The sequence below is a fragment of the Rhodopila globiformis genome, from assembly GCF_002937115.1.
In the GTDB taxonomy this organism is placed as follows: domain Bacteria; phylum Pseudomonadota; class Alphaproteobacteria; order Acetobacterales; family Acetobacteraceae; genus Rhodopila; species Rhodopila globiformis.
Genome location: NZ_NHRY01000177.1, coordinates 1 through 11,003, shown reverse-complemented (window position 1 = coordinate 11,003; position 11,003 = coordinate 1). Strand labels below are relative to the sequence as shown.

The window sequence follows — 11,003 nt, the reverse complement described above, 5'->3', positions numbered from 1 at the left end:
CTACCTCCCATCAGGCTGCTCGGTCCCCGCCTCGGTTGCCACGGCGGCGGCGCCGCTTGTACGGAACTGGATTTTCCGCGGGCGCAGGCGGAACAATGTGGCCAAATCAGCAGCTCCGGAACGCTCCCGACTGGCAAAATGCCCGCTGATAGGCACCAAGTTCTTCGATCACCCGCCAAATGCAGCGGATTGTGCAATGAATGCCCGAGGGGACGAATAAGGCGGGCTGATGCTGGTAGGGCCGCAGTGACAGCCAGCCGATGCGCGCTCCGCCTGCATCGATTAATCCATTGAAGGCAGGCACATCTGGTCAGGTCGTTACACGAGTTGGGATTGATGGCACGCTGCAAGCGCCGGCCGTACGAGGCCGCATCAGACGGCCAGCGAAACCGTCCCGGGGTTGGACGATGCTATCGGCGGCATGTCCAACCCCATTGTGCTTGACGGCGCGGGAGAGGCCACGGCGAGATCGTCCCGTACTCGCTCGAATGGTGCGCTGCGTAATCTCCAGGTTGATCAGTTCATGCAACCGCTCGGGAACACCGGCGAGCAGGGTGCCGGACGGACCGCCCTGCAGTCTGCTATCGGGTGCAGCATCTGCCCGGGGTGCCCGGGGTCATGCGCAATCCCCGGGCGGCGTCATCAATGGTCGCGCCAGGGTTGGCCGCCATGTGGCGTAGATGGTGCTCTCCGGCGTCGCGAACGGGCTGATGACAGGAGCGGAGCGCTCTATCTGCTCGGCGTCATAGGGGTCCTGGTAAAGCAATGACGCCCCCTGCCAGATCTCCAACCCTGGTGACCGGCCGTTCTTCAGCGACGCCTGCCGCAGGATCTGTGCAAGCGATATGGCTTCGGCAAGGGTCGGGGTTTTAAGATCCTCGCCCCAGGAGATGCGGCCGTTATTGATCAGATATAAACGGAACATGGCGACCTGATGTGAAAGGCGCTGCGGTGACGCGCGGCAGTGTCAATTCGGAACGTGCCTTGCTTCAATCATGCAAAAAAGTCTTATTTTGTCAACTATCATAAGCGAGAAATTATGTTTCAGCCCCTCACCGCGAATGAACTGAGATTGATACGAGCCACCAGATTCGTAGACTGGCTCTGGCTGCCCCTCTGAATATCTCGCGTCAAGTAGCGCTGTTAGATATTTGCAAAAATTATGAAACTTGTCTTGGGGTACACCGTCTGCCGCACGAAGGCAGGACATTGAAGCCATCATCAAGCTGGGGTGTAAAATGGGTGCTTGTCACAACCATCCGGCAACCCAGGTCGCCACCACCTCCGGCGGATCCCCAGACTGTCGCTCTGATCGCACCAGACCGGGCGGCGGAATCGCTGGATCTGTCCGCCAGCAAGCAGGTAAGACAACGGGACCGGACTGCCTGTCACCGACTGCGCTGGATATCGCCCCGGACGCGCCGGCGGATTCCACAGCACCATCCAGGCAGCCAGGGCGCAGCCCCATACGCATCAGGATAAGCGGACTGGCGGAGCAAGGGCTTCTCCCTCACCGTCATGGCCGGGCGTGTCCCGGCCATCTACCCCGCCGTTGAAGCGCAGATGGCCGGGACACGCCCGGCCATGACGGTGAGAGAAGGGCCGCGGCACCAAATCCTTCTCCGCCCGCCGCCTTATCGTGATGCGTATGGGGCGCAGCCCCAGCTCGATCAATTGGTTGGCGCCGTGGGGCACTATGGTAGCGCTTGTCATCCGGCAAGCCTGGCAAACGCCGCTTGAACGAAACAAGAACTTAAATCAACCGACGCCTAAGGTTGTGAATTGAAACTTGGAGCACATGCCAGCATGACTTATGCAGCTTTCTCGTTAGTCTAAACACTCGATTCAACTGCTTTGGGGGCGAGGTTCCCTTATCCTCGCTCCCGCTTTTGCCTAACTGGTCTCTCGCCCCTCAAGTGCAACCGCATCTTGGCCATCTGGCATCCGGTGCGCCGTATGCTGGTTGCAAGCCAAGGCCGCGTCTATCAGTCTTGTACGCTGCCGCCCGTCGATCCGGCGCGTAACACCACACCCGGAAACCTTCCGCTTCCGGATATGCCTCCCTACTCAGGCAAGGCACGCGATCACCTGGGATAGCGCGACCATGCTCCGGGTCCCGGCCATGCCCGGCGGCCCGTCAATTCCGCCACGCCTCCGGCCGGCGGAGGCGGCCGCCCATCACTTCGGTGTTGGGATCGTCTCGATCCGGCCGTCGGCATGGATCACGGTGCTGGTGCCGTTGCCGTTGGGGACGACGATGGACTGACCGCCGCCAGGAGACGTCGTCGTTTGATAGTTGGACCCGCTCCCGGTTGAAACCATTGGCCCTTCGGGCGTCTGGATGACCTGCCCGGTCGGAACCTGCCCCTTGGCCTGGCCGGGTGGGGTTGCCGGCGGCGCGGCATAGCTGGACAGCGGAGGCGCCGGTTGCGGCGTCGCCAGGCCCGGCAGGTTGGTGCCGGGTGGCGTGGAACTGCCGCTGTTCGGATTCGGCGATGGCGAGGGCCCCGAAAGCCCGCGGTCCAAGGGCGAACCCGGGACCGGAGCCTCAGGCTGGGATGTCAGCCCGCTCGACGACTCCAGATCCTTCAGCGTCGGCGCCGGCGGCAAAGGGCCCGGCCAGATGTCGCCGGGTTCGGTGGTCATCGGCTGGGCGGTGGTGGCGCCTGCCAGCACGCGATTCATGGTTTCGCTGTCGCCGATCGGCTGGTTGGGATCGCGTCCACCCATGAAAGGAGGATTCCACCAGGTATTGTACCCGCAACCGCTAAGGCCCAACACGACGATCAGCAGGGGAATGTGCCGCATTCGGAGGAACTCCCATCAGGTCCTGAAGCAGGGCGAGACTTGCCGGACTGTGCACTCGCGCAGGTTGACACTCAAGGCTTTCGTCGCAACTTCGTGAAACCCATCATCTTGTCCGGCAAAGTCAGTTCGGCGTCTCGCCCTCGTATGGCGTTCCTGATCATAGCGGAGATGGCAATAGTCCGCACGAAGGGTTTTGCTCCGGCGCCATGGTGGCCGCGGCATGGGTCGCGGTGGCTGCCGTCAGGCGTTCGGGCCGGCGGTTCCGGCCGGGGCGCCGTGATGCCGGCCGCTCATCCTTCCGGCCGCGCGTTTTCCTCCGGCAGCAGAAGCACGAGCAGCACCATGCCGATCATCGCGATGAACGCGAAGGCTTTCCGCTGGCCGTTCCAGGTCGCGGACTGCCACATCGCGAACCATTCGCCGCCGATGGTGATGAAGCCCACCATGTACAGCAGCAGTCCGGCCGTCAGCCCGGCCACGGCCAGGGGCTTGGCGCGCGCGAACCCGGCCGTTCCAACCGCGGCAAGCAGGCGGGCGCAGCCCAGCCAGAGCAGCGCCGCGACGATGACCTGCGTGGTGATGATCAGCAAGTAGCCCGCCTGCTGCAGCGCCGGATCGGTGATCGCGCGCCAGCGCAGCTTCGAGTCCGGGAAGGTGGTGTCCATCGACAGCACGTGCCGCACGAACGGCCAGTTGCTGCCGTAATCGGTGATGTTGCCGAAGGCGACCAGTGTGAAGAACAGCGCGATCGCCGCGACAAGCGCGATCTTGCATAACCGGACGACGATCATCGGCGCCGCTCGGCCGTGCGGGTGGCCGGATGGACGTGTTGCCGGCATTCAGGGGCCGCCGCCGACGTCGATCGGTTGTTCAGGCTCGGGTCCGGGGACATCGGGCAGAACAAGGCCATCTGTGTGCATCCGTGTTCATCTGTGTTTCCCCTTATCCCTTATTCCGTAGAATGATCAGCCCCGCTGCATCCCGGCCTGAGCACCAGCGGTCGTGCCGTGCTGAGAGCGCCCGGTTGGGGAAACACAGATGAACACGGATGCACACAGATGCCAGCGATGCGAACAGGCGGGCATCATGCTATGCGCCCCGCTCCACCGCAGCCAGGGGATTGATCGCGGATCTCGCCTGCGGCATGGACCGCTCAGGGGGCCATGCCGCTGGTGTTCCATCCCTCGTTGACGTCCCCGGCCGCTCGCCAGGCTATCCGCCGGTTACCGGTGGAAAAAACGCCACTTCGTCATTCGCGTGTATTCGGCTGCCCGCTTCCACAAAGTCCTGGTTGATGGCGCACCGAATGGTCTCATGGGGCCGCAAGGCTTCCGCGTAGCGTGGCCCCCTGGCGCGCAAATACCCGATAAGCGCCTCGACGGTGTCGACATCGTCCGGCAGCACGATCTCCTCGTGCGCGAGGCCGATCCGTTCTCGCAGCCAAGCGAAATACAGCAGCGTTATGGGCTTGCTCATGCGCAACACATAAGGGAGGCCTGACGGGATTGAAAGGCAACCCTGCGGGTGCTGCTGGCCACCGAGGCCCGGCCATGAGGACAACGGCCGGGCCGCCCGAGGCGCTTACCGTCCGGTCAGCATCCGCTCCACCAGTTGCTTCACCGTCGGGATGAAGCCGTTGGAGTAGAACGGGTCCTTGGCGAAGCGGTAGGCGTTGTGGCCGCTGAACATCAGGTTATGCTCCACCGCGTCCGGATTGTCGCTCTCGTGCGCGATGTTCTGCAGCGTCTTCTGGATGCAGAAGCTGCGCGGATCGGCCTTCTTGCCGTTGGTGAAGTCCGGCTCCTGCTGCGCCCAGTTGGAGAAGCGGCAGGAACTCAGGCAGCCCATGCAGGCGGCCTGGTCTTCCAGGATCTCCCGCGCCTTCTCCGGCGTGACGAACACCAGCGTTGACTCCGGCGTGCGCAGCGCCTCGGTGAAGCCCTGCTGCTCCCAGCCGTACACCCGGCCGAGGTCGGGGTTGGTCAGGTAGACGATGCGCTTGCGCGGGCCGACGCCGTATTCCGCCACGTGCTCGCCGATGGCCTCGGTGGTATAGGCCACCTGGCGCTCGTTCCGCTCGCGCAGTTCCTGGATGAAGCCGTTGTTCACCGCGCTGGAGTAGAAGCCGGTGGGGCTGAACTTGTTCAGGAAGACGTCGCCCTCCTTCAGCGTCAGCAGCTTCTGCTTCCAGGCGTCGCCGATGGGGCTTTCCTGGGTCAGCAGCGGGCGGGTGCCGAACTGGAAGGCGACCGGGCCAAGCTCGGGGTTGTCGATCCAGTGCTCCCATTCCTCCAGGCACCAGACGCCGCCGGCCATGATGATCGGCGTCTCGTTCAGGCCGAAGCCGTTCATCACCTTGCGCAGGGCGGCGACGCGGGGCAGGGGGTCCTCGGGCCGGGTCGGGTCCTCGCCGTTGCTCAGGCCGTTGTGGCCGCCGGCGAGCCAGGGGTCTTCGTACACCACGCCGCCCAGCAGCTCGGCGGTCTTGGAGTAGGCGCGCTTCCACAGCGCGTTGAACGCGCGGGCCGAGGAGACGATCGGGTAATAGTGCACGCCGAACCGGGCGGCGATCTCCGACAGGCGGTACGGCATGCCGGCGCCGCAGGTGATGCCGTGGATGAGGCCCTTGGCCTGCTCCAGCACCTCGGTGATGATGCGCTCGGCGCCGCCCATCTCCCACAGGATGTTGGCGTGGATGCGGCCCTTGCCGCCGGTGATCTCCCAGGCGCGGCGGGCCTGTGCCAGGGCGCCCTGGACGGCGTAGCTGATCAGCTCCTCATGCCGCTCCCGCCGGGTGCGGCCGTGATAGAGCTGTGGGATGGGGCGGCCCGCGGCGTCGTAGCTGTCGGCGTTGACGGCACTGAACGTGCCGACGCCCCCGGCCAGCGCCCACATCCCGGCGGACAGGCCGTTGGAGACCGCGACGCCTTTCCCGCCTTCCACCAGCGGAAGGACGTCGACGCCACCCATGCGTATCGCGTTGATTGCTCTCATTTGTTCAGGTCTTCAGATCGGTTTGGCGAGATCGCCACGTTGAACGGCTTCGAACGGCACTTCGGTTTCGGGGGAAATCTCTTCCTCGATCACACCGGCCGAGGAGCCGAATACACTCGGCACGCCGATGAGGTCCGACATCATCTGCCGGCCAGGTTCGCGAACGATGCGCTTCGCTGGGGCGGGTCCGGCGGCGCTCCAGCGTGCGGATTGTCGCCAGATTCTCCTGCACATGCACGACTTCGCCGCGCCCACGGACGATTTCGAGTTGCCCCAGGTCCTTGCCTGTATCCGGATCGGTGATGTGCGGTCCCAGGCCGAACATCAGGAACCTGTCGCCTGACTGCACACCCGGTTGCGCCCCGCGGTCGATGACGACTTCAAGCGGGCCGGGAGCGAAGCCGGGGGCAGCGATGTGAACCACCTTCGCCAGACGGGTTTCGGCCTTCACGTCATTCATGGAACCGAACCTCTATCCCCATAGCGTTGAAATCGATCGAAGGCTTGATCATGACGTGGGACAGGATCGTCGCCTCGCAACTCCTGATCCGCTGCCATAATCCGGATTGACCCGAGGATTGGTGCAAGTCCTGGACCTGGATCAGGCCGTTTTCCTGGATGTTGACGACCTGGCCAATGCCAATCGCGCGTTCGAAGATTTCGCTGCTCCCAATCCCAAGGCTCTCCTCATAGTGGATTGTGACGAATATGTTAACGCCGAACTGGCGTGAACGGTCCATAATTAACATGATCGCTTGTTGTTCTGAATCGTCCCGGGCCGGTGGGACGTAAACATACTCGGCCGCGGCGGATCGTCTCGGGCGAGCCGGGGGGCTTCGATCGCCATTCTAGTGGCCGCGGCCAGCCAGGCGATAGTGACGAAACCGATAATCGCAATCCAGATCAGGCTGACCTGTATCCTGACGCCCGGGGCCCAAAGCGATCCCAGAAGCGCCAGGCAGAAGGCGACCGCCGATGCAATCGCCGGCACAGTCGATGTGAGCGACGCCCAGATTTCCTTCCAGGCGCCGCCCATGATCGGTCAGTCGTTGATGGGCGGCTGCTCGGAGCCTTCCATCACCGGGGCGGGCTCGCCGCGGTCGCGGCGACGGTCGCGGCGGTCGCCGCGGTCCTCGCGCTCCGGCCGGTCGCCCCGTTCCGGCCGCTCACCGCGCGGCGGCCGGGCGCCGACCTGCTCGGTGATGTCGGCGCCGGTGGCCTGGTCGACGACGCGCATCGACAGCTTCACCTTGCCGCGCTCGTCGAAGCCGATCACCTTCACCTTCACGCTGTCGCCGACGTTGACCACGTCGGTGGTCTTGCCGACGCGGCCCTGGGCAAGCTCACTGATGTGCACCAGCCCGTCGCGGGAGCCGAGGAAGTTGACGAACGCGCCGAAATCCGCCGTCTTCACCACCTTGCCGATGTAGATCACGCCGATTTCCGGCTCCGCCACGATGCCGCGGATCCAGTCGATCGCCCGCTGCGCCGCCTCGGTGTCGCTCGAAGCGATGGTGATGGTGCCGTCGTCGTCGATGTCGATCTTGCACTTGGTCTGCTCGACGATCTCGCGGATCACCTTGCCGCCGGTGCCGATGACCTCGCGGATCTTCTCCTTCGGCACGTTCATCGTGGTGATGCGCGGCGCGGTGGTGGCGACGTCGTGGCGGTGGCCGGTCAGCGCCTTGGACATCTCGCCCAGGATGTGCAGCCGCCCGTCGCGCGCCTGCTCCAGCGCGATCTTCATGATGTCGGGGGTGATGGACGTGATCTTGATGTCCATCTGCAGGCTGGTGACGCCCTGCTCGGTGCCCGCGACCTTGAAGTCCATGTCGCCGAGGTGGTCCTCGTCGCCCAGGATGTCGGACAGCACGGCGAAGCCCTTGTCCTCCTTGATCAGGCCCATGGCGATGCCCGCCACCGGCCGCTTCAGCGGCACGCCGGCATCCATCAGCGCCAGCGAACTGCCGCACACGGTTGCCATCGAGGACGAGCCGTTGGATTCCGTGATCTCCGACACCACGCGCAGGGTGTAGGGGAACTTCTCCTTCTCCGGCAGCAGCGGATGCACCGCGCGCCAGGCCAGCTTGCCATGGCCGATCTCGCGCCGGCCCGGGGAGCCGAGGCGGCCGGCCTCGCCCACCGAGTAGGGCGGGAAGTTGTAGTGCAGCATGAACCGCTCGCGGTACTCGCCCAGCAGTGAGTCGACGATCTGCTCATCCTGGCCGGTGCCGAGGGTGGCGACGCAGAACGCCTGCGTCTCGCCGCGGGTGAACAGCGCCGAGCCGTGCGCGCGCGGCAGGATCCCGACCTCGGCCAGGATCGGCCGGACGGTGCGGGTGTCGCGGCCGTCGATGCGCAGGCCGGTGTCGAGGATGGCGTTGCGGACGATGTCGGCTTCCAGGTCCTTGAACAGGCCCTTGGCCTTGTCGGCGTCGAGGCCTTCCTCGGCCAGGGCGGTGGCGGCGGCCTTCTTGGCGGCGGCGACCTTTTCGTAGCGGACCTGCTTCTGCTTCTCCTGGTAGGCCTCCGCCAGGCCGGCGCGGCCGAGCGCGTCGACGCGGGCCTTCAGGGCCTGTTCCTCTTCCGAGACCTCCGGCAGCGGCCAGGGCTCCCGGGCAGTGTGCTCGGCCAGTTCGATGATCGCGTGGATCACCGTCTGGAACGCCTGGTGGCCGAAGGTAACGGCGCCCAGCATGACCTCTTCCGACAGCTCATTCGCCTCGGACTCGACCATCAGCACGCCTTCCGACGTGCCGGCGACGACGAGGTCGAGCTCGGAGCTGCCCATCTGGTCGGTGGCCGGGTTGAGGATGTACTGGCCGTCCTTGTAGCCGACGCGGGCGGCGCCGACGGGGCCGAAGAACGGGATGCCGGACAGGGTCAGCGCGGCCGAGCAGCCGATGATGGCGACGATGTCGGGGTCGTTCTCGTTGTCGTAGCTCAGCACGGTGGCGATGAGCTGGACCTCGTTGCGGAAGCCTTCCGGGAACAGCGGGCGGATCGGCCGGTCGATCAGGCGGCTTTTCAGCACCTCCATCTCGCTCGGGCGGCCTTCGCGCTTGAAGAAGCCGCCGGGAATGCGGCCGACGGCGAAGGCCTTTTCCTGGTAGTTGACGGTCAGCGGGAAGAAGTCCTGGCCGGGCTTGGCGCCCTTCACGCCGACGGCGGTGCACAGCACGATGGTCTCGCCGTAGGAGACCATGACGGCGCCGTCGGCCTGGCGGGCGATCTTGCCGGTTTCCAGGACCAGCTTGCGGCCGCCCCAGTCGAGTTCCTTGCGGTAGTAATTGAACATTCAGTCGTCCTTATGGATGCGCGGCATCGGCGGACGACAAATGCGTTTCCGTCACTCCCGTAACTGGGCGGGTGGCGGCGTCTCGGGTAACACGGGGCGCGCCTGCGGGCCGTTGGAAGGATCGCAGCCGCGGCCATGTGGCCGGAAACGCCGTCGCTGGTCCCGCGCCTGATCGGGGCGTGAAGGTTCGGCGATCTCTGTGTCCACCGCATGACGCGGCGTTGCGAGGGGAAAGCCTGCCCCGCTCAGGCGCCGGTTGTCACCCGGCGGGGTTGCACATAGGGATGAAAGCGGCGGTTGGCCAGCATTATGTGTGGGGCCGGGTGAGCCGTCGGCCCCAACCGTCACGCACCGTTCCCCCAGTCATGGGGCGTGTCCCCATGGGTATCAGGATATGGCGGCGGGCGGAACAAGGTCGTCTCCTCACCGTCATGGCCGGGACACGCCCGGCCATCCACCCCCCGCCATGGAAGCGCAGATGGCCGGGGCACGCCCGGCCATGACGGTGAGGCAACGGACCTGGCGCTAGATCCTTCTCCATCCGTCCCCTTATCCTGACACACCCGACAATGACGGAGGGGACAGTGGTTGGACCAACGCCTCCAGTATCAGCGACGCAGCGACAGGCGCTCGATCAGGGTCTGGTAGCGCTGCTGGTCCTTCTTCTTCAGATAGTCCAGCAACCGGCGGCGGCGGCCGACCAGCATCAGCAGGCCGCGGCGCGAGTGGAAGTCCTTCGCGTGCGTCTTGAGGTGCTCGGTCAGGTTGCTGATCCGCTCGGACAGCAGGGCGACCTGGACTTCGGGGCTGCCGGTATCGCTGGCGCCGGTCGCATATTCGCCAATGAGCGTCGTGCGGCGCTCGGCCGTAATCGACATCAGGGTTCTCCTGGGTGAGGTGTTGGTGACGGCGCGTGCCGGATCACAGAATCCGTTCGGGCCTGAGCATCCCGTCCTCGAGATGGCACAGGCCGATCACGCGGCCCCCCGCCATGGCCCGGGCCAATCCGCCATTGGGATCGGCCTGGGCCGGAATCCGGCCCATCAGGGTGACCAGGCTGATCGCCTGGCCCTGGTGCAGCGCAGCGGCCTCCTGCTCCGTCAGGGCCAGCGCCGGGATGTCGGCCAGCGCGGTCTCGACCGGAAGCAGCAGGTCCGGGGAAGCCGGCGCGGTATCGTCCGCCTCGCGCAGTTTGTCCAGCGGAATCGCGTGCTTCTCCAGGAACGGGCCGACGCGCAGGCGGCGCAGCGCGGCAATGTGACCGACGGTGCCGCAGGCTTTTGCCAGGTCGCGGGCGAGGCTGCGCATGTAGACGCCCTTGCCCGAGGCGACCTCGAACACCGCGGTGTCGGCGTCGGGGCGGCTGATCAGTTCGAAGCGATCGACGCGGGCCGGGCGAGGCTCCAGCACCGGGGCGCGGCCGTCGCGGGCCATGTCGTAGGCGCGCTCGCCGGCGACCTTGATGGCGGAGAAAACGGGCGGCACCTGCAGGATGTCGCCGCGGAAGCGGGGCAGGGCGGCCTCGATCGCGGCGTCGTCGGGGCGGACGGGGCTGGTTTCGGTGACCGCGCCGTCGGCGTCGTCGGTGTCGCGGGCTTCGCCGAACTTCAGCGTGAAGTGGTACAGCTTGGTGCCGTCCATCACATAGGGCACGGTCTTGGTGGCAGTGCCGAAGGCGATCGGCAGCAGGCCGGTGGCCAGCGGGTCGAGCGTGCCGCCGTGGCCGGCTTTCTGCGCGTCGAAGATGCGCTTCACGCGGTTGACCACGTCGGTGCTGGTCAGCCCGGCCGGCTTGTCGATGATCAGCCACCCGTTGATCGGGCGGCCGCGGGGCTTGCGGCGGGACATGGTTGGGTTCTCGGGGGTTGCCAAGGGGATTTGTCAGGGAGGCGGCGGGGTAGGG

10 protein-coding genes are annotated in these 11,003 nt (G+C 65.7%); all 10 read right to left on the bottom strand.

Annotation, left to right across the window (positions count from 1 at the left end; genetic code table 11):
* Positions 1–616: 616 nt before the first annotated feature.
* Positions 617–925, bottom strand: a complete 309-nt coding sequence (locus CCS01_RS16405; protein WP_104519866.1) for a hypothetical protein — start codon at positions 923–925, stop codon at positions 617–619.
* Positions 926–2,178: 1,253 nt separating this feature from the next.
* On the bottom strand, positions 2,179–2,730 hold the full coding sequence (locus CCS01_RS16400; RefSeq protein ID WP_104519865.1) for a hypothetical protein: 552 nt from the start codon (positions 2,728–2,730) through the stop codon (positions 2,179–2,181).
* A 368-nt stretch (positions 2,731–3,098) separates the two neighbouring features.
* Complete coding sequence (locus CCS01_RS16395; protein ID WP_239992197.1) at positions 3,099–3,647, bottom strand: DUF2165 family protein; 549 nt, start codon at positions 3,645–3,647, stop codon at positions 3,099–3,101.
* A gap of 373 nt (positions 3,648–4,020) precedes the next feature.
* Positions 4,021–4,284 carry a molybdopterin converting factor subunit 1 gene (gene moaD / locus CCS01_RS16390; protein ID WP_104519863.1) on the bottom strand — a complete coding sequence of 88 codons (264 nt, stop codon included), beginning with the start codon at positions 4,282–4,284 and terminating at the stop codon, positions 4,021–4,023.
* Between the two features lie 105 nt (positions 4,285–4,389).
* The gene (locus CCS01_RS16385) at positions 4,390–5,802 is read right to left on the bottom strand and encodes an NAD(P)H-dependent flavin oxidoreductase (protein ID WP_104519862.1); all 1,413 of its coding nucleotides are present in this window, start codon (positions 5,800–5,802) and stop codon (positions 4,390–4,392) included.
* A gap of 4 nt (positions 5,803–5,806) precedes the next feature.
* Positions 5,807–6,262, bottom strand: coding sequence for a hypothetical protein (locus tag CCS01_RS32890; protein WP_146101802.1), 456 nt, complete (start codon positions 6,260–6,262; stop codon positions 5,807–5,809).
* Positions 6,255–6,542: a hypothetical protein gene (locus CCS01_RS16380; protein ID WP_104519861.1), complete on the bottom strand. Its 288-nt coding sequence runs from the start codon at positions 6,540–6,542 to the stop codon at positions 6,255–6,257. Before CCS01_RS16380 ends, CCS01_RS32890 begins: the two co-directional genes overlap by 8 nt.
* Positions 6,543–6,844: 302 nt before the next feature.
* Positions 6,845–9,100: a polyribonucleotide nucleotidyltransferase gene (gene pnp / locus CCS01_RS16370; protein WP_104519859.1), complete on the bottom strand. Its 2,256-nt coding sequence runs from the start codon at positions 9,098–9,100 to the stop codon at positions 6,845–6,847.
* Positions 9,101–9,708: 608 nt separating this feature from the next.
* The gene (gene rpsO, locus CCS01_RS16365) at positions 9,709–9,978 is read right to left on the bottom strand and encodes a 30S ribosomal protein S15 (protein ID WP_104519858.1); all 270 of its coding nucleotides are present in this window, start codon (positions 9,976–9,978) and stop codon (positions 9,709–9,711) included.
* Positions 9,979–10,021: 43 nt separating this feature from the next.
* Positions 10,022–10,948: a tRNA pseudouridine(55) synthase TruB gene (gene truB / locus CCS01_RS16360; RefSeq protein WP_104519857.1), complete on the bottom strand. Its 927-nt coding sequence runs from the start codon at positions 10,946–10,948 to the stop codon at positions 10,022–10,024.
* Positions 10,949–11,003: the final 55 nt, after the last annotated feature.